22 protein-coding genes, 1 tRNA gene and 4 pseudogenes are annotated in these 25304 nt (G+C 36.0%); 3 read left to right on the forward strand and 24 right to left on the reverse strand.

Annotated features, from left to right (window positions below; all coding sequences use genetic code 11):
* Positions 1-79: 79 nt before the first annotated feature.
* Positions 80-1513: a MocR-like pyridoxine biosynthesis transcription factor PdxR gene (pdxR, locus tag IQ10_RS11955; protein WP_144450747.1), complete on the reverse strand. Its 1434-nt coding sequence runs from the start codon at positions 1511-1513 to the stop codon at positions 80-82.
* 325 nt (positions 1514-1838) lie between these two features.
* Here pdxR and IQ10_RS11960 point away from each other — a divergent pair, with 325 nt between their 5' ends.
* The 3 genes and pseudogenes from IQ10_RS11960 to IQ10_RS18900 all read left to right on the forward strand — a co-directional run.
* Complete coding sequence (locus tag IQ10_RS11960; protein WP_144450748.1) at positions 1839-2789, forward strand: peptidylprolyl isomerase; 951 nt, start codon at positions 1839-1841, stop codon at positions 2787-2789.
* Between the two features lie 197 nt (positions 2790-2986).
* On the forward strand, positions 2987-3118 hold the full coding sequence (locus IQ10_RS18575; protein WP_277878013.1) for a hypothetical protein: 132 nt from the start codon (positions 2987-2989) through the stop codon (positions 3116-3118).
* A gap of 15 nt (positions 3119-3133) precedes the next feature.
* Positions 3134-3313 (forward strand): annotated as a pseudogene (locus IQ10_RS18900) (IS4 family transposase); the annotation flags it as partial.
* A 5-nt stretch (positions 3314-3318) separates the two neighbouring features.
* Here IQ10_RS18900 and tnpB read toward each other — a convergent pair.
* The 23 genes and pseudogenes from tnpB to IQ10_RS12085 all read right to left on the reverse strand — a co-directional run bounded on the left by tnpB (position 3319) and on the right by IQ10_RS12085 (position 25216).
* Positions 3319-3636, reverse strand: a pseudogene (tnpB, locus tag IQ10_RS18795) (IS66 family insertion sequence element accessory protein TnpB).
* Between the two features lie 49 nt (positions 3637-3685).
* On the reverse strand, positions 3686-3856 hold the full coding sequence (locus IQ10_RS11980; protein WP_242009818.1) for a hypothetical protein: 171 nt from the start codon (positions 3854-3856) through the stop codon (positions 3686-3688).
* Positions 3857-4020: 164 nt separating this feature from the next.
* Positions 4021-4989, reverse strand: coding sequence for a sugar phosphate isomerase/epimerase family protein (locus IQ10_RS11985; protein ID WP_144450749.1), 969 nt, complete (start codon positions 4987-4989; stop codon positions 4021-4023).
* Positions 4990-5001: 12 nt separating this feature from the next.
* Positions 5002-6042: a Gfo/Idh/MocA family protein gene (locus IQ10_RS11990; RefSeq protein WP_144450750.1), complete on the reverse strand. Its 1041-nt coding sequence runs from the start codon at positions 6040-6042 to the stop codon at positions 5002-5004.
* Positions 6043-6057: 15 nt separating this feature from the next.
* A complete protein-coding gene (locus IQ10_RS11995; RefSeq protein WP_144450751.1) occupies positions 6058-7083 on the reverse strand; it encodes a Gfo/Idh/MocA family protein in 1026 nt (341 codons plus the stop codon).
* Between the two features lie 68 nt (positions 7084-7151).
* Entirely contained in the window at positions 7152-7874 is a 723-nt protein-coding gene (locus IQ10_RS12000; protein ID WP_144450752.1) for a ThuA domain-containing protein, read from the reverse strand.
* A 129-nt stretch (positions 7875-8003) separates the two neighbouring features.
* On the reverse strand, positions 8004-8990 hold the full coding sequence (locus tag IQ10_RS12005; protein ID WP_144450753.1) for a LacI family DNA-binding transcriptional regulator: 987 nt from the start codon (positions 8988-8990) through the stop codon (positions 8004-8006).
* A gap of 134 nt (positions 8991-9124) precedes the next feature.
* Positions 9125-9661: a helix-turn-helix transcriptional regulator gene (locus tag IQ10_RS12010; protein WP_144450754.1), complete on the reverse strand. Its 537-nt coding sequence runs from the start codon at positions 9659-9661 to the stop codon at positions 9125-9127.
* A 12-nt stretch (positions 9662-9673) separates the two neighbouring features.
* Positions 9674-10657 (reverse strand): response regulator, encoded by a 984-nt coding sequence (locus IQ10_RS12015; protein WP_144450755.1) that lies wholly within the window; start codon positions 10655-10657, stop codon positions 9674-9676.
* Positions 10638-12410, reverse strand: a complete 1773-nt coding sequence (locus IQ10_RS12020; protein WP_144450756.1) for a cache domain-containing sensor histidine kinase — start codon at positions 12408-12410, stop codon at positions 10638-10640. The genes IQ10_RS12015 and IQ10_RS12020 overlap by 20 nt, the downstream gene beginning before the upstream one ends.
* Before the next feature lie 121 nt (positions 12411-12531).
* Positions 12532-13830 (reverse strand): ABC transporter substrate-binding protein, encoded by a 1299-nt coding sequence (locus tag IQ10_RS12025; protein WP_144450757.1) that lies wholly within the window; start codon positions 13828-13830, stop codon positions 12532-12534.
* An 84-nt stretch (positions 13831-13914) separates the two neighbouring features.
* On the reverse strand, positions 13915-14742 hold the full coding sequence (locus IQ10_RS12030; RefSeq protein ID WP_144450758.1) for a carbohydrate ABC transporter permease: 828 nt from the start codon (positions 14740-14742) through the stop codon (positions 13915-13917).
* Entirely contained in the window at positions 14742-15629 is an 888-nt protein-coding gene (locus IQ10_RS12035; RefSeq protein ID WP_437177686.1) for a carbohydrate ABC transporter permease, read from the reverse strand. Before IQ10_RS12035 ends, IQ10_RS12030 begins: the two co-directional genes overlap by 1 nt.
* Before the next feature lie 195 nt (positions 15630-15824).
* Positions 15825-16208 carry a hypothetical protein gene (locus tag IQ10_RS12040; protein WP_144450760.1) on the reverse strand — a complete coding sequence of 128 codons (384 nt, stop codon included), beginning with the start codon at positions 16206-16208 and terminating at the stop codon, positions 15825-15827.
* Between the two features lie 268 nt (positions 16209-16476).
* Positions 16477-17574, reverse strand: coding sequence for an ABC transporter ATP-binding protein (locus tag IQ10_RS12045; RefSeq protein ID WP_144450761.1), 1098 nt, complete (start codon positions 17572-17574; stop codon positions 16477-16479).
* Positions 17575-17684: 110 nt separating this feature from the next.
* Positions 17685-18593 (reverse strand): PucR family transcriptional regulator, encoded by a 909-nt coding sequence (locus IQ10_RS12050; RefSeq protein ID WP_144450762.1) that lies wholly within the window; start codon positions 18591-18593, stop codon positions 17685-17687.
* A gap of 225 nt (positions 18594-18818) precedes the next feature.
* Positions 18819-19135: pseudogene (locus IQ10_RS12055) on the reverse strand (transposase); the annotation flags it as partial.
* Positions 19136-19154: 19 nt separating this feature from the next.
* Positions 19155-19412 carry a hypothetical protein gene (locus tag IQ10_RS12060; protein ID WP_144450763.1) on the reverse strand — a complete coding sequence of 86 codons (258 nt, stop codon included), beginning with the start codon at positions 19410-19412 and terminating at the stop codon, positions 19155-19157.
* 93 nt (positions 19413-19505) lie between these two features.
* Positions 19506-19871 (reverse strand): annotated as a pseudogene (locus IQ10_RS18415) (ATP-binding cassette domain-containing protein); the annotation flags it as partial.
* Positions 19872-20944: 1073 nt separating this feature from the next.
* A tRNA-Val gene (locus IQ10_RS12070) sits at positions 20945-21017 on the reverse strand.
* 152 nt (positions 21018-21169) lie between these two features.
* Positions 21170-21841, reverse strand: coding sequence for a GTP pyrophosphokinase (locus IQ10_RS12075; RefSeq protein WP_144450899.1), 672 nt, complete (start codon positions 21839-21841; stop codon positions 21170-21172).
* Positions 21842-22035: 194 nt separating this feature from the next.
* Positions 22036-23748 (reverse strand): PAS domain S-box protein, encoded by a 1713-nt coding sequence (locus IQ10_RS12080; RefSeq protein WP_144450765.1) that lies wholly within the window; start codon positions 23746-23748, stop codon positions 22036-22038.
* A 232-nt stretch (positions 23749-23980) separates the two neighbouring features.
* On the reverse strand, positions 23981-25216 hold the full coding sequence (locus IQ10_RS12085; protein WP_242009819.1) for a DNA polymerase IV: 1236 nt from the start codon (positions 25214-25216) through the stop codon (positions 23981-23983).
* Positions 25217-25304: the final 88 nt, after the last annotated feature.

Raw genomic sequence — 25304 nt, forward strand, 5'->3', positions numbered from 1 at the left:
TCCACTTTAGTAGGAATTTGGTCATCCACTTCATGTCTTATTAATGAAAGCTGCCATGTAACAAATGACATGGCCTATTTTATGTCATTTTTGTTAGTGCTTCTTTAAACCTTACCATCCCAATTTGGATATCGTCCACCTTACCTCTCCCGTATGTAAAACGAACATAGCCTTTCTCTGTTCCTAAAATGCTACCTGGTGCAAAGGCTACTCCTCTTTCCATTGCTTCCTCCATTAATCTGGCTTCATCAAATGGTTCATTGATTTTACACCACAGATGAATGCCACCATCTGGCATTATACATTCGACTTTGTTACCTAACAAGCTACTTAAAGTTGAAGTCATTTCATTTCTACGTTGTTCCAATTGATTTCGCAAATGACGAATATGATGATCAAAATCATTTGAACGTAAAAATTGATTTGCGATCCATTGAGGAAAGACGCTATGCCCAAAATCAACCTGCTGTTTTATATCCGCAAGCCTTTGAATAACAGGTGTAGGACCAATAATCCAGCCAATTCTCAAACCAGAGGCGACAATTTTAGATAAAGAACTTACATATAGCACATTCCCATTCGAATCCATTGATTTCAACGTTGGATTCACTTTGCCGTTATAGGACGTCAAGCTGTAAGGATCATCCTCAATAACCGGAATACCGAACTTAGCTGACAATTCAAGAATCTGTTTTCGACGCTCCATACTAAGCACAGTTCCAGTAGGATTTTGATAATCTGGATTCAAAAAGACCATCCGAATGCGATGTTTTCTATGTAGTGAAATTAGATCTTCTGGATGAACACCATCCTTATCGACAGGAAGAAAATAAACTTTCAACCCTGCAGATTCAAACAAGGGAAGAGAAAAACAATAAGATGGATCTTCAATCGCCACTGCATCCCCTGGCTTCAGTAGCCCTTGAACAATAAGATGAAGGGCTTGTTGAGCACCAGATGTAATTAAAATAGAAGACGGTGTTGTCTTAATATTTTTGTATTGTTGAACATGATGGGAAATTGTTTTTCTTAGTTGTTCATTTCCTTGTGGATGGTCATAACCCAAGTGTTCTCGAAAAGGCTGCTTAGATAAAAGATGTTCAAACTGCGTCGTTGGGAACAAATCCGCTGACAATTCCCCACTTGCTAGATTAATAAGATCATGATCTTGCGTTTGCTGACGAAGTCTTTGGACAAGCGGAAAGCTTGGTAAGAACGAGCCATCTTCTACATATCGATTCCAATTAGGGATTCGTTTATTGATGAGTCCCCATATATCACTACTAACTCTCGTTCCACTACCTTTAATCCGATCAACAAGTCCAATTGACTGCAACTCATCATACGCCGCAACAACCGTACTTCGATTAACTTGAAACTCCTTTGCTAATGTTCGTTCAGAAGGCAACAAACTTTTGGAAGGAAAATTTCCTGAAGTGATCTCACTTTCCATATATTCTGCAATTTGTTTATAGATCGGTTTTTTATCCTTTCGATTTGGTTTCCAATGCATGTCTGAATCATCCTGTCTTCTATAATGTTTGAAGATCATATTTCTTTAATTTCTGTTTTATTACATTATACATGGAAATTAATCTGTTATCCTCCGCATTTCTATCATATTGAAAACGGGTTTGATTAAGCCACCCACTTAATAAGTTAAGTTTTTGAAATTACGTTATAATCCACACTTTTTTTGCTAAACATATATATAGCTCAAATTTCCATCTATACCTTTAATAAGATAATGAAATCACACGATTAAATGTTATCATAATATAGTATTTTTCTTTGGATAGAGTTTAGATCATTGAGTAATAAATAAAGGAGCCATTGATATGAAAAAAACTAAAATAGCCGCGATTGGACTAGCATGTATGACTTTGCTTTTTGCTTGTAACAACGGAAATAGTGAAAACACAACTGTTGCTACGATTGATGGAACAGAAATTACAGAATCCCAATTTGTTGATACACTAAAAGATCGCTACGGTGAAGCGACATTAGAAGAATTAATCCAACGTACAATTCTTAAGCAGGAAGCTAATTCGGTTGATATCGCACAAGAGGAGATTGACGAAGAGCTTAACAATTTTAAAACGCAATTTGGAGTAGACGATGATGAGGCACTTATCGAATTGCTCAGCACTCAATTTAACATTCAAGTTGATTCAATCGATGCATTCACAGATGAATACATTGTGCCTCAAATCGTTCTTAAGAAACTCGCAGCAGAAGGTGTCGAAGTAACAGAAGAAGAAAAAAAATCCTACTACGAGGAAAACAAAGAACAATTTGGTGAGCAAGTCGAAGCAAGCCATATCCTTGTTGAAGATGAAACAACAGCAAATGAAATTCTTGAGAAAATCAAAGCTGGTGAAGATTTTGCAGAGCTAGCGAAAGAACATTCAATCGATACTGGTTCAGCTACAAAGGGCGGAAGTTTAGGCTTTTTTAGTAAAGGACAAATGGTTCCAGAATTCGAGGAGGCAGCATTTAACTTAGAAGTTGGTAAGGTTAGTGATCCAGTAAAATCTCAACATGGTTTCCATATCATTAAAGTTACCGATCGTAAAGAAACATATGAAGACTTCAAAGCAGATATCGAAGAGCAGCTTATACAACAGAAATCAAAATCACAAGATCAAGTGATGAGTGAATTATTTGATAGGGCTAACGTTGATATTAAAGATTCTCGTTTCTCAAACATCGTCGATAAAGGAGAAACAAAGACACAATCGGGTTCAGCTTCAGATACAGAAGCACCAGCAGATTCTGAAAAAGAATAAGAACAAAAATTAGCTTGTCGATAACAACCTTTTAAGAGGCCAATCGACAAGCTTTTTTTATACTCAAACGTCCTGTCTGCATAAGCTATGATTTTCAAGTAAGAATTGGACTAACTTACCGCTACGCTATAGACTACGAACAATCTTGTTCACTTAATCATATTTATAAAGAAAGTATTTGAAATGGAGTGAAAAAATTGAACATCAATTTAGTTATTTTTGGACGGATAGTATCGATCATTGGGTCGTTTTTACTGTTTATTGCAGGATTGATCTTCCTAAAAGTTGAATTAGGCGCTGCTAGACGTCAACGATCAATAGTTGTATAAAAAACCAGGCGTGTTGAAATCAGCGATCTTGATTGAGCTGTTGCACTTGGTCAGCTACTTGAGCTTCTTCAAGATGTCCTAAAAGAAAGTAACAAAAAAATCCAAAAGTTAATTTAAAGTCAACTTCAACACTGGATTGCGGGCTTACCTAATTACATCAAGATCTCCCTGCCTATTTCAGTGTGCGAAAGTTGAGTTAATTAATATAGTGCGTGTTTAAAAAGGGGTAAACTTTTCAAAAAAATTAAAATGCATCTTAGCGAAAATGGTAAAATCGAAGTAACCTGGCGTACTTCATCTTCATTTTTTGACCATTGGAGTTTTCCGTTATCCAACCGTTTATAGAGCATGACAAAGCCATCACCTTCGAAAGATAAACATTTATAGCGATCTTTACTCCACTCAGAAAATAAAAAAAGCGAATCGCTTTACGGATCGAGCTCGAAAGAATCCTGAATCAGTGTGGCCAATCTGTCAATGCCTTTTCTTATATCAGTCTTCCCACAAATGATGTAGATCTATTTCACGCCAGTATAATCATGTTTCATAGATGTTTCAACTCCCTCATTACGGTTTGGATGGTTCTCCCATCTTGCCGTTGAAGAAGGATATTTCAGCGGTTGCCATTTTGATCGTGCAAACGCTATTTGAAAGAGTTGTTGGAGAAATTGGTGTATCGAGAGCTTTATTTTCGGAATGTTGTATAACGGGGACGATCGTTAATTTTTGTTGCGGCATAAGAAAAGCACCTCCTTTAGTTGATTCATGTATCGTACCAGGAGGTGTTACGTGTTATTATGCGTTGTTTGAATGCGGGCTTACTTATGTTACTTATGGCCTAAGAGTCTATTTACATTTAACATATATATGCTCTTTCACATTCTACAAAAGATTTAGTTTCATTAAACCCACCACATATCAGAAGGTTTTTCTTCTATTAAGATCGAATTCAAGTTCTTAACCGCTCTAGTAAACCCTTCTTCAATTGACATGATTGGATCTTCGTGTTCAATACTCACCACATAATCATAACCAAACGTTCGCAGTGTACTTATCATATCCGACCATTCTTTAACACTGTGACCACATCCAACAGAACGAAATGTCCATGCTCGTGTTTGTACTTCTCCATATGGTTGCATATCAATTAATCCATACATATTTACGTTGTCTTGATCAATGTACGTATCTTTAGCATGAAAGTGATGAATCGCATTCGCTTTCCCTAAAATTTTAATGGCTGCTACAGGATCAATGCCTTGCCACCATAAATGACTAGGATCAAGATTTGCACCAATAGCGTCACATGTTTCTTCTCTTAATTTAAGAAGGGTATAAGGTGTATGAACTAAAAATCCCCCATGAAGCTCTAAGCCAATTTTCACATTATGATCCTTGGCAAACTGACCCCATTCCTTCCAATATGGAATTAACTTCTCCTCCCATTGCCATTTTAAAACATCACCGTATTCATTAGGCCATGGTGTTACAGGCCAATTTGGATATTTTGCGTCTTCATGGTCACCTGCTGTTCCTGAGAAGCAATTGACCACCGGTACATCCATAAGATTTGCTAGTTTAATTGTTTTAACTAATGCTTTATGCGACTCTTTTGCAAATGATGAGTCAGGTGAAATTGGATTTCCATGACAGCTAAAGGCGCTTATTTCAAGATCTCTAGACGTTATTTTTTCTAAGTATTCCTTACGAAGCTCTTCACTTTCAAGCAGACTATCTATGTCACAATGGGCGTTCCCTGGATAGCCACCTGTTCCAATTTCAACTGCCTTTACACCAGCTTGTTTAACGTAATCTAGCATGTCATCAACATTTTTCTCTGAAAATAATACAGTGAACACACCTAACTTCATTGCCATCCTCCTCTATGCTAATTTAATACTCTTACCAGTCTCACTACTTAAGTAAATAGCATCAATAATTTTTGAAACTTGTAAAGCCTCTTCGGGTTTAACGACCAGTTCCTCTTTTCCTAAACAAGTCTCAATGAAATTTCTAACTTGATTAAGCCCAGGATTTTCTTCACCCGATATCCAATTTGCCTGACTGTTGATGAGTATGCCATGTCTCGCTTGGTTAAGTTCAAATGGAAATAAGTCAATGCCTCCTGTTAGCCCAGAAATACTAACGCTTTCAATATCATCTTTAATATTGGCTGCCCAAGACGTTTCAAACAGCATCGATGCTCCATTTTCAAAAGTGATATATGCTGTTACATGATCATCGACTTCAAATGTCTCATGGTTAATCTCTCCCCATTGATTCACTTGATTTGCCATCTTACTTAAGTGATTGTATGATCTTCCTATTACTTCAACAGGTTTCGGATTTCCTAGCAACCAAAGAGATAAGTCTAAAAAATGACAACCCCAGTCAATAAGACTTCCCCCGCCTTGAAGGTCTTTATTGGTGAAAACGCCCCAACCTGGTACTTTTCTTCTTCTTAGTGCTTGTGCTCTAGCTACAATTGGTTTACCAATTTCATTTGCTACTATTACCTTTTTTGCAGCACGTGAATCTTTCATAAAACGATAATGATACCCAATTGCCAAAACTTTACCTGATTGTTCTGCCGCTTCTATCATTTCTTCACATTCTTTTGTATTTAGCGCCATCGGTTTCTCACAAAAAACATGAACACCGGCATTTAAAGCAGCAATGGTGATTTCAGCATGAAATTTATTTGGGGTACAAATGGTGACCGCATCAACTTCACTTAATAGTTCCTTGTATTCCGCATACACTTTGTTGATCCCAAACTTAAGAGCAACTGCATGTGCCGTTTCCATATTCATATCACAAACGGCTTCAAGAGTGACAGAGTCCGTTAATTGTAGGTATGCCGGAATGTGACGATCTTGAGCAATACCTCCAGCACCGATGATTCCCATTTTAATTTTACTCATGTGATTCTCCTTTATTTAAAGACTAACTATTTGTTTCGTTTCGCTAGATTCTAGTGCAGATAATACTATTTGTAGAGATTTCATCCCTTCTTCTCCTAAAACAGCTGGTTCAACATCTTGAATAATAGCGTTAACAAATTGATCAATGACTTGTGTGTTCGTTTGACCACCCGAGTCATTTGTTTGAATACCACCAAGCTCATATTTAACGACTTCGCCACTCTTATATTGAACGACAAGTGAATTGACTGGATCATCCTCTAATCGAAGAATTGCATTTTCACCGTAGATAATTGTTGAATTATCTTCTTTTGAAACATAGGACCAACTAGCAGCTAAAGTTCCAATAATACCACTTTCTGTTTTTAACACACATACTGCCGTATCATCCACATCAGCGTTACTCTTCGCGCTTGTTTCAATAAAGGCACCAACTTCAACAAATTCTTCATCTAAGATGAATCTTAACAAATCCGTTTTATGCACACCTAGGTCTCCCATTGCACCTATAAACGCTTGCTCTTTTTTGAAGAACCAACTTTCAGCTCCATCAGCACTCCAACCCTCAGGACCACCATGGCCAAACGTCGTACGGAAGCTGTATATTTTTCCAACTTCTCCATTTTCAATCAATTGTCTCGCTTTTTGGTGAGATGGGACGAAACGTTGATTATGTGCGATCATTAATTTTTTGTCGTTTTCTTGTGCAGCCTTAATCATGTTCTCTGCATCCGAACGTGATGTTGCCATTGGCTTTTCACAAAGTACATGCTTTCCTGCTTGGAAGGCAGCAATTGAAATCGGCGCATGTAAATAGTTTGGTGTACATACACTCACTGCATCAATCGAAGGATTGGCAAGTAGCTCTTCATATCTTGTATAAGCAGTTGCTTTATACAAGTCTGCGAATTCCTTTGCACGTTCTGCAACAATGTCACAAACAGCGACAATTTCTACGTCTTTATTATTGACATACTCCGGTAAGTGACGGTTCTTAGCAATGCTCCCACAACCGATAACAGCTACTTTTAATTTACTCATTATGTTTCCCCCTATTATTTAAATGCTTTTTATCCAAACATTAATTAACTGATACTAAATCACGATTTCTATTTTGCTTTAATTTCCTCAAGCGGCTTAGCGTTACCATAAACAGGATAAGAGCGATTGACTGGCTTTGCCCACTCAACTGCGTTTTTGATTACTCGTTGAATTTCTTTATTATGATACGTAGGGTATGTCTCATGCCCAGGACGGAAATAAAAGATCTTTCCATTGCCTCTTTGGTACGTACAACCACTTCTGAACACTTCTCCGCCCTCAAACCAACTCATCATGATTAGTTCATCAGGTGTAGGAATATCAAAGTGCTCACCATACATTTCTTCTTTATCAAGTTCGATATATTCACCAATTCCTTCTACAATCGGATGACTTGGTTCAATAATCCAAATGCGCTCCTTTTCATCTGCTTCACGCCATTTCAAATCACAACTCGTTCCCATTAACGTTTTGAAAATTTTAGAAAAATGTCCTGAATGAAGAACGATTAATCCCATTCCTTCTAATACTCTTTTCTTCACCTTCTCCACAATAACATCCTCTACTTCATCGTGCGCAAGATGTCCCCACCAAATTAAAACATCGGTATTGTTCAAAACCTCTTCAGTTAGTCCGTGTTCAGGTTCATCGAGCGTTGCTGTTTTCACATCTAGCTTTGCTTCTTGTAGAAAGCTAGCGATAGCCCCGTGGATTCCTTCTGGGTAAATATCTCGTACGACCGTATTCTTTTGCTCATGACGGTTCTCATTCCATACTGTTACGTTTAACATATTAGTTCCCCCTATAAGTTAATTGAATTGCAGCTTTTATGGGATCGTTCTCATACATATGAGAACGATCCCATAAAATACATGAGAAACCGCTTCAGAAGTGTGGGATCGTTCCCACAAATACTAACATTAAACGGATTCTCGACTAATCACTTGTATCGGTAATTCAATGATTTGTTTTTCGTTACCACTAGGATTATTTAACATTGAAAGCATAACTTCCATTGTTTTCTGTCCCATCTCTTTAATCGGTTGCCTAATTGTTGTCAATGTCGGCTCCATTAATTCAGCAATCGGTTGATCATCAAATCCGATGACTGCAATCTCTTCAGGAATCTTTACACCTAAAGTTTTTGCTTGTTTAATTATCCCCGCAGCAATTTCGTCACTACCTGTGAAAATAGCTGTAGGTCGGTCTTCCATTACTTGTATTTCTCTTAGAACTCTTTTCCCACAGTCAATACTATAAGGATCACGGAAAACCCATTCTTCCCTTACCTCTAGACTAAATTCATTAATAGCCTTCCTAAATCCTTTTTCACGGTCTATTCCAAGTTCACTTGCTGTACCGCCACAATATGCTATTTTTTTATGCCCCTTTTCAATTAGGTGACGAGTTCCTAAATAACTTCCCTTAACCTGATCGAGTCTTACTACTGGGAATGTAGCCTCCGATCTATATTCATTACATAGAATAATTGGACCACATTCTTTATAGGTAGCAATTGTTTCCCAATCATTTTCAATTGATGTAAAAATGAGACCATCTACTTGCTTCGTTTGTAACAAATTCAAAAAATTAAGTTCTTTCTCCTTGTCTTGGTGCGTTTGACAGATTAATAGTTGGAAACCGTATTCCACCGCTATCATTTCTAACCCCTCTATTAAGAAAGGGAAAAATGGGTTCGTTAGACGTGGAACAAGTACAGCAATCGTATCTGTCTTTTGCGTTCTTAACCTTTGTGCTGATGAATTAGGATGATACTCTAATTCCTTCATAGCATCATAAACCAATTTCTTTTTTTTCTCTGATACATAAGGGTGATGATTGATTACTCTAGATACAGTCGATCTTGATAATCCAGCCCGTTTAGCGACATCTTCTATCGTTGCCATTAGTCTCTCCTTCGCCAATAGTGAAAACGCTTTCCAAAAAGAAAAAGCAACTGCACTCTCAGTCTAATTCAAAACGATACGAATGACAACACCTAAAATTTTTTCTTGAAGGAAGGATACATTCTTACAACATTCTAGCTCTTTTGTAAAGATAATCTATATTCCTTAGGTGTTTGCCCTTCACGTTTCTTAAATACCTTTATGAAATATTTATCATTTTGATAGCCAACCGTTTCAGCAATTTCATAAATTTTTAAGAAAGGATTCCCTAATAATTCTTTTGCTTTTTCAATTTTAATCTTCGTTACATAATCAGTAATAGTCTCGTGGTATTCTTGTTTGAATTTCCTTGAAATATACTCCCTACTTAGAAAAAAACGATCTGCTATTTCATGCAATTTAATATCTTGTTGATAATTTCTTCTAACATACTCTTCAATTTGCTGAACGGTATTTTTTTTAGTTGAATATTTACAGTCATACACCAACTTCATAAGTTCATAAAACTCTTCCTTTTTTTCTTTCTTAAAAAGAGCAAAAGAAAAACGACCGTTTTGATCCCAGTAATGAATTCCTTCATAGATGGAGTCTGAGTAATTAATCTCATACTCTTTTAACCAATGTGCTTTTAATAAATCAAATTGTGTCTCCCACACCTCAAGCTGTCCCATAGTAAAATGGCCTCAGTCCTCAATCTTGTTAAAAATTTTATCTAATATACGATCGAGCTGCTCCACACTACCACTTTGAATGGCCCATTTAACTTCTACTGAAAAATCTAGAAGGTACGCTAAATCATAATGCTCTCCCTCGTTAGCTTGAACCGTTAGCGTTAGTAGATTAAATTTATCTAGAGTGTTTTTAGCAGACTTATAAGCAAGCATTAGCTCATCAGATGATTCCCCTGCTACAATCAAACAATCTAATTCATTTGCTCGTTTAATCTCGAGAACAACTTGATTAATGATTTCTTTTATATCCGGAGTCTTCCAAAGGATCAAAACCAATTCCTCATCCTTGTTCGTGTTTTTGAATGCCACTCCCTTATCTTTTTTTGTAAGGAACTGGTTACAAGTCTCTATAACCTTTTCGAACGCTATATCTGCATTTTTCTTATATGCCGTCTGAATAATCCCTGCCATTTGAATAATAGCCACCGAATATGGCTTACAGATAACAATATTCAGCTGCGAGGAGACTCGGTCAGGTAAATGAGGTTGACTCAAACTATCTGAAAGTAGATGGTCCAAAACCGCTCGGTTATTTTCTAAAGTAGATAATCTAGCACTATTCTGTTGCTTCCACTCTACGACAGCCCTAGTTAGCGTTTCGTTAAGCTCAGCTGGGTTTATTGGCTTTAAAATATAATCAAAACTCCCATACATAATGGCATTTTTAGTATATTTAAAATCATCATAACCACTTATAACAATGACTTTAGCTGTTAATTCGTTTTCATAAATCCATCTCAAAAGATCTATTCCATCACACCTTGGCATACTCATATCTGTAAAAATAATTTCTGGTCGATGTTTCGAGATTAGTTGCATGGCCTGGTTACCATCTGCCGCTTCTAAAATAGTGTTAATCCCTAGCTTTTCCCAATCAGCTAACAATAGAAGTCCTTCGCGGACATGTTTTTCATCATCAACGATTATGGCCTTCATGAAAAAACCCCATTTCTATCGGTAATCTAATTGTGATAAGGAAACCTCCCGAATCTCGGTTTTTCAATTTAAACGTAATATCATTTTCATAATAAAGCTTTAACCGTTCATAGATATTTTTTAACCCTATACTATCTCCACTTAAACTCCGGTTCGCTTCTTCATTTAATTGCTGTCTTATCTCTTTGAGACGTTCTTCAGATACACCATGACCGTTGTCACTAATGGAAATTAACAACATTTGATTTTTTAATTTACACTTTACAATAAGCTTCCCGATATGATCTCTCCCATCAAATCCATGTTTAAAGTAGTTTTCAATAATAGGTTGCAATATCATCTTAGGTACTTTGATATTCAGCACCTCTTCATCAATATCTAATTGATATTCTAAATCTTCACCGAATCTTTGTTTTTGTAATAACATATATGCTTTTGTGTAATTGATTTCTTTTTCTAGTGGTACAATATCTTCCTCCATATTCATGCTATATCTCATAATTTGCGAGAGGTCCGTAAGCGAAGAGTAAATTTCAGGCACCTTGCTTTTTAATGCCATTGTCCCAATTGATTGTAACGTATTATATAAAAAATGCGGATTAATTTGCGAATGAAGAACCTTTAGTTGATTCGTTTTATTTTCTAGTTCTAATTTATATTCTCTATTAATTAGCTGATTAATTTTTTCAATCATTGTCTTAAAACGATCCCCAAGAATGCCAATTTCATCTTTCCCAAGAGTTTGAAACTGTACTTGCATATTCCCTTTTTCAACTTGCTTAATATTTTGTAGTAATATTCTTATAGGTGATGTTATTTTAAAAGATACAAGTAATGTTGCTAATATTACAAGAACCAATCCAATCACTCCAAAAAAGATATTAATCAACGCAACACCGTATGCACTTTCATAGAGAGTTGTATTTGGAATCCTCTTCACTAAGATCCAGTTGCCCGTTGCATCTGAGATCGTTTCATAAATCATAACTCCATCAAAGTCCTCGTCCTTCCAAGCCATAGTACCGCTTGTTTCTACTGAGTCTAACAAGGATTCTTTCCACTTAAATAAACGATCTTCACTTGACAGAGGTTCTGAGCTATAAATTAAATGACCCTCTTGAGTTAAGATATAAAATTCCTCAGTTTCCTCATGATAAAGATACTTACTTAATTCATTAATCTTATCTGGCCTTATCTCTAAAGACACATAAGCAAGAATATGATTAGCAGGAATATCTTTAAATGCGCGATGAATCGTGAAGCGGTTAAATTCATTCAACGGTTCCATATATAAATTAGCGGAGTTTTCCTTTGCCTTTTTATAATAATCAATTTCCTCTAGACCTATTAGACGAGAATAGGCAATTGCCGAACGCCTTGAGACCGTTAATAATTCCTGGTGTTTCACAATCGCCATAGAAACCTTATAAACACTTTCATCACTATATAAAAGCGATTGTATAACGTTATGAACAAAACTTCTTGACCCATAGTCACCTATCTCTTGCTTCCTTAAATAGTTCATAAAATTCGAATTATTATAAAAAGAAAAAGTGAAATTGTTTAATTCTTTTAGATAACTTTCAATGTTTACCTTTCCCTGATAAAGTAAATTAATATTCTCTTGTATGGATTGATCTTTTAATGATTCTTTCGTATATAAATAAGTCACAATAATGGAACTTCCAAAAGGAATAATGGTTATAAGTAATAGGAGGACAATTAATTTGTTTCTAATGCTAGTTTTCAACAACGAAGTACCTCCCTTCAAAACCACTACATTCTTCGTAAAAATTTTGGTTCCATTACAATTAAACTATAATGCAGAAAGCATATCTATGTATAGACATGCTTTCTACTATTGTTTCGAGCTATTACTTAAGATTATCCCAAGTAGCTTGGAATTTTTCTAAAACTTCCTCATAATCAATTTGACCTGCCACATATTCTTGGATTGCAGCTGCAAAATCTTGGTTTGCACCATCTGGCCATCTGAACCATGTCCAAGGAATCGTCTGCTCATTAACAGAGTATTCAAGAATCGATTCACCTAAATCACCTAAGCCGGCTGGTTCGATGTTATCAAATGCAGGAATGAACGCAAATTCTTCAGTCATATATCGTTGGCCAGTTTCAGAAGAAACCATCCAATCTAAAAGAAGTTTAGCTTCCTCTAGGTTTTCTGAGTTTTTATTTAGAGCCCAGTTGTTTGGAACCCCAACAGGGATTCTATTAGCATCCGCCTCATCGTTTAATGGAATTGGTAAGAATGCCATATTCATATCAGGATTAATTTGATAAATCATATTTTCAGTCCAGTTACCTTGTTGAATCATAGCTGTTTCACCCGATGCAAAAAGTGTAACTTGAGTGTTATAGTCTGTTGTTAATGGATTTGGATTACCATATTTAATTTCCGTGTCAATCACTTGTTTGAAATCTTGAAAGTGTTTATTACCAGCAAATGTCTCTGTTCCTGCATGCAATCCTTCAATAAATGCAACAGGGTCATCTTGCTGTGCAAATGGGATATTTAATAAATGTTGCCCAACTACCCACCATTCACCATAACCAGCAGCAAATGCAGTAATGCCATTTTCCTCTAACTTTTCTACAGCTACTTGTAACTCTGCCATTGTAGCTGGCGGTTCTGTAATACCAGCTTGCTCAAATAAATCCTTGTTGTAGACAAAGCCATATCCTTCAAGGTTTACTGGCATCCCGTAAAGCTTTCCATCTTCATCGGTCATCGGAATTTTACCAATTGGTAGTAAATGTTCTACCCAAGGTTCACCTGAAAGATCTGCTAAATGCTCTTTCCAAAGTTCTAGTTCATTGAAACCGCCATTATTGAAAATATCAGGTTTTTCTCCAGAAGCAAATTTCGCTTTTAACGCAGCATTATAGTCAGCACCACCACCAACTGTTTCAAGTTTCACCTTGATATTCGGATGCTCCGCTTCAAACTCTTTTAGCATTTCTTGTAGTTGATCAGCGATTTCTACTTTAAACTGGAAGAAATTCAAAGTAACCACTTCTTCACTAACACTTGCATCAGAATCTCCATCTGTACCAGTATCGCCCGAAGAGTTATCCGTTTTGTCAGATGAACACCCCACAATAATTCCGACCGCTAACAACATTGACAAGCAAAGAAAAAGTAAACGTTTCATTGCAATTGCCCTCCTCTAATCCCCTAATTTTTATCTTACTATTTTAATTTTTGTAGCGATAGCTACAAAATTTATAAACTTAAGTTATTTGATTGATCCTGAAGCAATTCCCTTAATAATATGCTTTTGCAAAAATAAGAAGAAAATAACAACTGGAGTAATCCCTAATACAAGTGCAGCAAGACCCATATCCCATTGCTTTGTATATTGAGCGAAGAAAGAGCTAGTCGCTAATGGAATCGTACGTAATGAAGCATCCTGTAGAACTAGTAGTGGAAGCAAATAATCATTCCAAATCCACAACGTGTTTAAGATCAATACGGTTACCGTAATTGGTTTTAAAAGCGGAAAGACAATTCTCCAAAATACCCCAAATTGAGTACAACCATCAATGCGAGCTGATTCTTCCACTTCAACTGGTACCGTTTTCACAAAACCATGATACAAAAATAATGATAGCGGAACTCCAAAACCAAAGTACATAATAATAATTCCTGGAATACTATTCATAATTCCTAGCATTCCACCTAATTTCACTAAAGGAATCATCACAGTCTGAAATGGAATAACCATTGCAGCTACGAAGAACACAAACAAAATCTTACTGAACTTTCCCGGTGTACGAACCATTTTCCACGCGGCCATCGAACTAATGATGACTAAACCAAGATTACTTACAACCGTAATAATCAGTGAGTTTAAGAACGCTCTCGGAAAGTCAAGAATCTCCCATACCTTCACGTAATTAGAAAATAACCATTCAGTCGGTAATGCAGCAGCATCTATTAAAATTTCAGAGAATCCTTTTAATGAATTTGCAATGACAAAATAAAATGGTACTAAGAAGATGAGAGCAATAATTATCGCAAAGATTTCTAAGATAAATGTGCCTTTAGTGTATTTTTTATTCATTACGCCTCAACCTCCCTTTTTTTAGTAATCATGACTTGTAACGTTGTAAAAACAGCAACAATAGCGAAGAACAGAATCGATTTCGCTGACCCTAGGCCATAGTTGTTGTTTGTAAAAGCTTCTTGATAAATGTTAATTGCTACCGATTGAGTTGAGTTAAATGGTCCTCCACCGGTTAATGATAAGTTTAAATCGAAAATTTTGAAGGCCATTGAGATCGTTAAGAAGAAGCAAATCGTAAAGGCTGGTAAAATTAAAGGAATAATTATTTTCGTTAACGAAGTAAAAGCATTAGCTCCGTCAATTTTTGCTGCTTCTAATAAGGATGTATCTACACCTTGTAAGGCAGCGATATAAATAACCATCATATATCCACTGATTTGCCATGCAAAAACAATAACAATTCCCCAAAATGCTGTCTTTGCATCCCCTAACCAAGCTTGTTGAAAGAATGAAAGATTTGTTAGTTCTCCAATTGCAGCAAAACCCCTTACGAAGATAAATTGCCAGATAAAACCCAATAGTAAGCCACCTATAACATTGGGAATAAAGAAAGCTGTCCTTAAGATATTTCTTGTTTTTAATGCTGAGTTTAATAGTAACGCGAAAGAAAAACCTATAATATTACTTATAGCTACTGCAGCAAACATGAATTTCGTTGTAAAAAGAAAAGAATCAAAAAACCTCTCATCATTCGTGAAAATCCTTTTATAGTTTTCAAAACCTACCCATTCCGTAGCTGAACTGATTCCATTCCAAGAAGTAAAGGAGTAATAAACACCCATAAAAAATGGAATGATCTGAATAACAATGAAAAATATAAGTGCTGGTCCAACAAAAGCGGCGTAAGATAATATCTTTTTCGTTTTTGCTTTATTTTTAACCACTCTTCTCAGATCTGTATCCACTTTCGCTTTTTTTGTATCGATGTCTATTTTCACTATTAACTCACCGCTCTCACTTGTAATCGCTTTCATATTTATATTTTAAAGTAAGCGGTTTCAAATTGAATACTAACTAGATTGACTAAAAAGGTGCACTATTTTGACCATAAAAAAAGCACGGTTTCAACCATGCTCTCTCTAACCTTCAGGTGTTACTTCCGTATCAAGCGCGTGTAAAAAAGTGAGGATGGATCTGTAACTACTACCAAAGTCCCCAAAAGATCCTTGTTTTGCACAATACACATCAATTGCTGATTTTATAGGATTTAGTTTAAAAACGGTTACAACCATGATTGAAGAGCCTACACCTTGTTTTTTTAATGAAATTTCTCCTCGCTCAACATCTACTTGAGTGATTTCCCAATTTGGAAACTTCTTATTGTTTATTATTTTTTTCACGTTTTCAATCATTGTTTCTCTACTTTTTTTATAATAGCGGGTTTTAAGACCAGGTAATTTCGGTTGCTCGCTAGTTTCTTCATGGTTCTTCCATAACCCTGTAATTGTTCGTAATGTTGACATAGCTCCTCCTAAATTCATTATTTTCAACGATTTAACCTAACTTAAACCATACTCGAATATCTTTATTAATACAATTCTCTCATCGTAGAGACTCGGAAATTAAGTAACTGATCTTGGGTCTAATGGGGGGATGAAAGCAGGTTTCCTGAGGATAAATTGGAATGTTCAAATCCATTTTTTTAGTATATAACTAACTCAACTTTCGAATCGATAAAATACAATAAGTTCAACCAGCAGTATTCCACCAGTTCACACTGGTGGTTTTGATTTAGTGAATTCTTAATTCTGTTTTAGTATCAAAGAAATGTACTTTATTCATATCGAATGCTAATTTGACTTTCTCTCCATTCTTCACATCAGAACGAGCATCAACGCGAGCGATGAAATCTTGATTAGCAATTTTAGAGTATAGGTAAGACTCTGCTCCTAGTAATTCTGCTACTTCAATGGTTGCATCAATTTGAGTTTCTGGTGAAGCTTCTAGGAAAAGGAGCTCGTCATGGATGTCCTCAGGACGAATACCAAGTATAACCTCTTTACCTGCATAGCCTCTTTCTTTTAGTAACTTCATTTTTCCTTCTGGGATTTTAATTTTAAAGTCTCCCATAGTAAAGACACCATCAGCTAATGTACCATTCAAAAAGTTCATGGCAGGTGAGCCAATGAAACCACCAACAAAAACGTTATCAGGATTATCGTAAACTTCTTTAGGCGTTCCCACTTGTTGAATAAAACCGTCTTTCATAATGACGATACGAGTAGCCATCGTCATTGCCTCAGTTTGATCATGTGTTACATAGATCGTCGTAGTTTGAAGACGTTGATGTAATTTCCCGATTTCAGCTCGCATTTGAACACGAAGTTTAGCATCAAGGTTGGATAATGGCTCATCCATTAAGAAAACTTGTGGATCACGAACGATTGCTCTTCCTAATGCAACACGCTGCCGTTGTCCACCAGACATTGCTTTTGGTTTACGATCGAGATACTCAGTTAGACCTAGAATCTTAGCAGCTTCTTGTACACGTCTATCAATCTCATCTTTTTTAAATTTACGTAATTTCAGACCAAAAGCCATGTTATCGTATACATTCATATGCGGATAAAGAGCATAGTTTTGGAAAACCATCGCAATATCACGGTCTTTTGGAGCAACATCGTTTACGCGACGATCCCCAATGTATAGATCGCCTTTGGAAATTTCTTCTAGACCTGCGATCATACGTAATGTAGTTGATTTACCACAACCAGAAGGACCAACAAACACGATAAACTCTTTATCTTCTATTTTCAAATTGAAATCAGTAACCGCTGTAACATCACCATCATAAATCTTGTAAACGTTTTCTAATCGAATTTCACCCATATGAACTCGCCCCTTCGTTTCTAAGTATGATGTAAGTTTAACTCAAGTAAGCTTTTTCTCATATTGTAAAAGTGCATAATAAATAATGCATTGTTTTTGTGCACAATGCATTATTTCTTAGAATCGTTAATGAGTAGGGCAAGATAGATAGAAACAGCATGACTGAAATGGCGGATGTCTATACCCGTTTTTTCAATGAATTTCTCAACGCGGTATTGCATAGTATTGCGGTGGAGATAGAGTTTCTTTGCAGCTAAAGAAATATTCATATTGCAATCTAAGTACATTTTTATACTTTTAATCAGATCTTTATCATTGATCACGTTTGATAAAAGTTGCTCAGAGATTTGCTGAAGAGTTGAAGAACTTGTCTCGTGCAAGAGAAGATAAGGAATGACAGCTTCCCCGTTATAAACGTTCATTCTATGTGACTGACTCACTATAGAAAAACATATTTTTTCCCATACAAAATGTCTCTTTGCTTCGTTGATCATAGAATTCTTTAAACCTATGTATAAGGATAAATCAATGTAAAAATCACTTGTAATTGTATTTGTAATGGAGTCATATAAGTTCTCAATCGAATCGGTTATGTCTGGTTGTAAGTCTATGATGACACCCTGAGTGTCCGATTCCCATAGAATCACTGTTTTCGTAGAAAATAAACTAGCTATTGCTTCGGTTAATACGTCAAGGTCTGTTAACTCCCCTTTTATATTAATGTGAATGTAACGATAGGGTGTGCTATCTGTTTCTAATGGTGTTACCACGTTTTCTGGTTCAAATAAGATGTCTGACCAAGTCCTCTCTTCATTTGATCTAAAATAACGTTTCTTTGTTATAGTAATAGGAGTTAAGAAGATCTTTATTAAAGATAATTCGTTTACACTCAATTGATCTATAGGAAAACCTACAGTAAGGTTATCTGGTGTTTTAAACCATTTATATTCCTCATGGTCTAATTCATCGTTCCACAAAACTATTTTATAACCAAAATGTTGTTTCAGTTTATCTAACATAGAAAAATCCTTTCGTTAATGAAATATTAGCCTGAATTATTCATACTTCCTATTTAAATCATGATTGAAGCAAAAATCAAACATTTTCCTGCCCCATTGGCAAACATCAAGGTGATTTCGTTACATAAGACGTAATTTTAAAATGAATATCTAAAAATAGTTGGTGTTTGGACAGACTTTTCTTTTGTTCTGACATTGGATTTTAAAAATAGCTTTCAGGGTAGCTCACTCTAGCTTTAGCTGCTGAATTCGCTGAAGTACTTTACAAAAGAAATCTTGGTACACAAAACTCGAAGATGATTTAAAGTAAAGGGATCGTCCTGACTTTACTAATTTACTAGCAATCTTAATGATCCGTGTACGTATGGTTTCGATTTGCATGTTTTTCCTCATTCCGGAAAATAAAGCGTACGCAGTCAATTCGTTAGGTTTTAAGCTAAGAGACTCAACATCATCTTCACCTCGTTTACTTGGAAAGAATGGCTTTTCATGTGATCTAAACCAACCCTATTCTTGGCTTCCTTAATGTAGTTCTCCATCGTCCTACTGACTAAATTAATTTTAAACTTTCTTTACCCAGAGTATTTTCTCTTTTTCTTTTGTAGGCAAAGACATTCTAAACTTTCTCTTCAATACATTAACATTCGAACTAACAAATTCTACTTTTTTATAAGGTTTATTACTAGAATTGTTAGTTCCATCAAAATGAAGGGTCATTTTGAACGGGAAATGACCCTCTTTTGAAATAACAGCTCGATACGTTCCAATAAATTTCCCATCTGCATTATTTCCTTTGATTTTTCCTATCCAGATGCCCATTAGATTCATCACCTTTGACATAAGTAGAGATTTTCCATAGCCAATTAACTTCTTAAAATGTTAAAGTCTTCTCTCTTTCCATAAATCGAACACTTACCCAGCTTCTATAGAATGACCTTGGGAATTAGACAGTTTCCAATAATGACCCTTCATTTCCATTAATTCATTATGAGTCCCCTTTTCAATAATTCTACCATTTTCAATATACAAAATTTTGGTAGCGTTCTTAATAGTAGAAAGACGGTGTGCAATAATAAAGGACGTTCTTCCCGAAAGCAACGTCTCCAATCCTTTTTGTAAGGCGAGCTCCGTTTCCGTATCGATGCTTGATGTTGCTTCATCCAAAATCAAAATTTTCGGATCTGCGAGTAATGCTCCTGCAAAGGAGATCAGCTGCCTTTGCCCAGAAGAAAGCCTTGTGCCTCTTTCATTTACTTCTGTAAAATAACCATCCTCTAATGTATTTGTATCAAAGAGAGGCAAAATATAACTGTTTATTTCACCTGGATATGGCTGCAATTGGTCAATATGTGACTTAGCAAACTGTTGTTCATTTTTAATAAAATCTTGGAACCACTCTTCCTCATCGAGGTCTGGATTACTCCCCCAAATCCCAGTACCATCATAAAGAAGTACTGAAATGGACATAAAATTTGAATTGTTCACCATCATGGATGATAACAATCTTCTTAGTTCATTCTTCACCAGCAAAGTCTCATCATCCGCACCATTCTCTTTTTCCAGCCTTAACCACTCTTGAGTCGTTTCATTAATGAGCACCTGCTTGCCTAAATCCTCGGCCTGTGTCGTAATCGAATCAACATACAACAAATATTGATCCATCATTTCAATTGTTAAATCTTGTGCCTGATCTCTAATAATAGTTGTAAACCAGCTTGGAATAATAATTGATAATAGAATAAATGGAATCGTTAGCAAACATGTAAAAATAAGAAATAAACGATTGCGTAATGTAAAAAACATTTCAGCCTTCTTTCCGGATAAGATAAAAGAAACCCCTTACATTTTATCTAAAGATTTTATACGGCATTGTAAGTCTTGTTCATTCTTCAAAGATCAATTTGTAAGTTTAGTCATCCTACTTTAAATTCTTTGTCTAGAACATTAGCATACCGACTACAATTTTACCACTTGAAATTTAATATAATCGTTGCTAGCAGGAGGTTCTTAATTAGGAATAGAGAGTCCATGTACACTTTAAACAGAAAAGCTCCCTCACTCAAAAGCATTAAGCACTTATTTTGTAATAGGATTAATTTTCCAATATAATGCTCCAATCATTTTTAACTGACTCATCATTTCACCCCTTAAAAATGGAAAGAATAAGAACACTTCAACCAATCATCACTGTTGTTCGTCGTATCTCAAAACAATCAAGCACACCTCAATCGTGAGATGCGCATCTTTTCACTTGATCATTGAAAGGAAAGGAACTGACCGCTTCAAGGTACCAAAAAAAAACACGCCTCTCAAAACCTGAGATGGCGCGTCATTACTGAATTTCTTATGAATGACCCGTACTGGGTTCGAACCAGTGACCTCTACCCTGTCAAGGTAGCGCTCTCCCAGCTGAGCTAACGGATCAAGTTATGTAGTCGATGTCGACATCTATCACTATACACCATTTAAAATGAGAAATCAATTGTTTTTTATTGGTGCTTTTCATTCTAATCAAAAGAACGGATTTGTTAAGAGAATCAGCGTTTGGATTTACGCTAGTTCTCTTAACCATAAAATTAATCGTTAAACAAGGACTTTAAGAAATTTGGTGGGAGGTTAATGCTCTCATTAGTCATTAACAACTGCTCTAGCTCATGTGTTTTTTCTTGGCCTTTGAGCTCATCGACTTCTTTGTGAAGCTCCTCCATTTTTTGGTCTAATATCGCTGCTGAATCGGCGGCTTCTTTTAGTTCTTGAATGAGTCTTTCTGGTATTTCTTTGTTGTATTTGTAGTAAATTTTGTGTTCAAGGCTTGCCCAAAAATCCATGGCAATTGTACGAATTTGTACTTCTACACAGACGCTGTCGTGACGATCTGACATGTAGACTGGAACTTCAAGAATAAGATGGAGACTTTTATAGCCGTTTGGTTTTGGATTTTTCAAGTAGTCCTTTACCTCGATTATTTTGATATCACTTTGCTTTTGGATCATTTCGCTTAGGTGATAACAATCTGAAATAAAGGAACAAGTGATTCGAATACCAGCTACATCTTTTATGTTTTCTTTAATACTATCTAAGGAAATCTTATAATTTTTTCGGTGAAGTTTCTTTAATATGCTCTCTGGTGACTTTAAGCGTGAATTAACATGCTCTATTGGATTGTACTCATGCATTAATTGAAATTCTTCCTGCAAAATTTTAATTTTCGTATTCATTTCATCTAAAGCAAATTTGTAGAGCATCATAAATCGAGTTGCTTCAGTTCGATAGGTTTTCAGCTGATTTAGATCAATGCTTGTTACTGTCGGGTTCAATTTATACCTCTCCAGTCTTTTATATGGTAAGATTCCTCCTCTTAATTTTGATGTACTAAGGACATAAAGTCAATCTAGGAAGGTCTTTTATTTTATTTACTAGCTCTTCTGTTTACTTTCCTTTGCTAAAGTGCATCATGAATTGGCAATCGAATCGTTACTAATGTACCAACATTTAACTCGCTTGAGATGTTAAGCTCACCGTGATGGTTTTCAATGACTTTATAGCATACCATTAAGCCGATGCCTGCCCCGCGTCCTTTTGTAGAGTAGAATGGTTCTCCAAGCTTCTTAATCTGGCTTTGGCTCATCCCACATCCGTTATCTTTTATTTTAATGATCACATCGTTTTTATCCGCTATTATGTCGGTGTGAATCACGCCTTCTTCCTCTATGGCTTCAATTGCATTTTTGTAGAAATTAATTAAGACTTGTACCATCTGATGCTTTACACAGTGAATACGAAGCTGCTCACTGCCATTTATTCGAATCGAAACATGTTTCATCCATGCCTCTTTCCCGACCGATTGAACGCTTTCTTCGACAAGCTTCCTCACACTTACACTCTCATAAATGTAGTGACGCGGACGTGCAACAAGTAATAGTTCTTCGACGGTGTCGTCAATTTGTTTAAGCTCTTGCAAAATAATCGTTTCGTATTTTCCCAGCTTATTTGCGCTCAACTCTAAGAAACCTTTAACAGTCGTCAACGGATTACGAATTTCATGAGCAATTCCAGCAGCTAGCTCACCGACAATCGCTAGCTTTTCTGTCTTTCTCATTAATTCTTCCCCTTCTTGCACTTTCGATAGATCTCGGCTAATAAAAACAAAGGATTGTACTGTCCCATATGTATCAATGACAGGGGTGCCTCTCCCTTCAAACAATTGATAAGTCCCATCAGCTCTTAGCTTCCGATACATTAATCCTTCACACGACTCTTTTGTTTCAATCATTCTTTTAATGACCATTTGAATTCTTGGTTGGTCATGCGGGTGAATGAGGTCGAGAACATTCTTTACAATCATTTCCTGAGGATGATAGCCTAAAATTTCATCATAAGACTTTGAAGCTAACTTGTACTGACCTAAGGGATCAATGAAGCATATAAGGTCATAGGAATGCTCTACAATCGTCTTGTACTTGTTTTCCGTTTCCATTAGTAAATTTCTAAATACTTGTTCACTTGTTTCTTCTTTTGCAATGCCGTATACACACGTTACCTTGTCATTTTCGATGAATGGAATCATAACGACGTACAGACATTTCTGGGAACTAGGTGTCCTTAAGGTAGCTTTAAAGACCTGAACCTGGCCTTGCAGAGATTTATCAAAATATGTACGAATTTGTTTGCGTTCCTCTTCTATTGATAATAGAAACTCAAAATGCTTTCCTTTTATTGCATCTCTATCATAACCAGCGATGCTCTTTGCTCTTTCATTGAATTCGATCAAACATCCATCTGTATTAAATATAAATATTGCATCACTATTTTTTTGGAATAATGTTCTAGGTCCAGGAATTATTTCTGTTTCACCTTCAACTTCAAAGGTGGCAAGATAATAACTATGCTGCTCATTCCAAACAAGTGGCTTAATATGAACATGAATGTGATTGTTTATTTTTATTGACCATTCTTTATCTGTAAAAGGGTGAGGCATGTTCATTTGTTCTTCGATCTCAGTGAGTACCATCCCTTGTTGTTTTAAAATCTGACATGCGCAATCATTAATGGTGATAATCTGTCCTTTTTCTCTCATACCCCTATACAATAAAGTTGGTTTATTCATGCTGTGAATCATATGGTTAAAAGTCTCTACTTGCATAGTTTCGCTCAACAATACTCCACCCCCTCTTCTCTATGATCATCACATGTTGTTAAACAATGTCAAAAATAGTCGTTCCATTATTATTCGACAACAAGAGCAATAACCCTTTTCTTATAACCAATAAAATCCAAATTAACTACTTTTGTCTTATTTTTTATAAGGGGGATTTTTATTTATTAGTTTGAAAAAACTGTCGCCAAAACGACATAGTGTCCTATCAAATATTGATAGGAGGTATACATTATTTGTAGTGCCCTCCAATCTTTTTAGATCTTTCAACCATTTGACTGGCTTTGGTTAATGAAGAAGCTCTAACAAGAGATGTTACTCCATACTTTTCTCTAATTTTATCCATTACATAACCAAGGTCTAATTTTTTGTCTCTTTCGGTATCAAATAAACTAAGCTGTAATTCATGATCAGGAGATAAATTAGAAAGACTAATTCCAACTCGTCTAATAGGCTGCCCATCCCAAAATTGAGTAAAAAGTTTATGTGAAGCATGAAATACATCCATGACGTAATTAGTAGGTTCAAACAAAGTAGTCTGCCTATGAAAACCGGTTTTCACTTCAAAACTGGCTCCATTCACACTAACAGAAATCGTTTTTCCCACTACATTTGATTTTCTAGCTCTCATACAAACTTCTTCGCACAATTCGAGAAGAACAACATGAATGTCATCGAGAGTACTATAATCCCTCGGAAGAGTCATACCATGTCCAATAGCCTTTGAACCTTCATGAGAGGTAGTGTTTACTGGTGAATAATCCTCCCCGTGAGCCGTCATCCAAAGCACTTGACCATTTATCCCCCATTTTTTTTTAAATCGTTCTAGTGGTAGATCTGCAAGTTGACCGATCGTTCGAATGCCCATATTCCGTAGATGAGCACTCATTTTTGACCCAATGCCAAACATTTTCTCAACGGGTAATAACCATAGAGTTTCGCTAAGAGTATCTTTCTTAAGCCAAAAGATACCTGATTTATTTTTCTTAGAAAAATTGTCACAAGCCATTTTCGCCAGAACTTTGTTTTCACCAATACCAATTCTTGCGTGGACACTCGTCTCTAACCTAATATGATCTTGAATTTTTTTGGCTATTTCATATGGTTCACCGAACAATTTTTGACTTCCTGTCACATCCATGAATTGCTCGTCGATTGAATAGGGCTCGACTAAGTTCGTGTATTGTTCTAAAATCTCTGTTATTTGGATCGATACATCGATATAATCCTGCATATGAGGCTTGACGACAATCAATTCTGGACATTTTTGTTTTGCTTCCCACATTCGTTCTCCATTCTTTACCCCGTGTTTCTTCGCAATCGGACATGCAGCTAAAATAACACCTGACCGTCGTTCTGGATCTCCGGAAACAACAAGTGGCCTCCCAGAATTATTAATAATTTTCGCCTTTTCGATCGACGCATAAAATGATTCCATATCAACCATAAAAATAACCTTTTGTTTCACGTCCAGCACCCACTCAGAACATTTGTTCTCATTATATACGAATACACGGTCGAATATAAGTGGTAATAACTTGAAAAAAACAACAAAA

Source organism: Halalkalibacter nanhaiisediminis, from assembly GCF_007830185.1.
In the GTDB taxonomy this organism is placed as follows: Bacteria; Bacillota; Bacilli; order Bacillales; family Bacillaceae_D; genus Halalkalibacter; species Halalkalibacter nanhaiisediminis.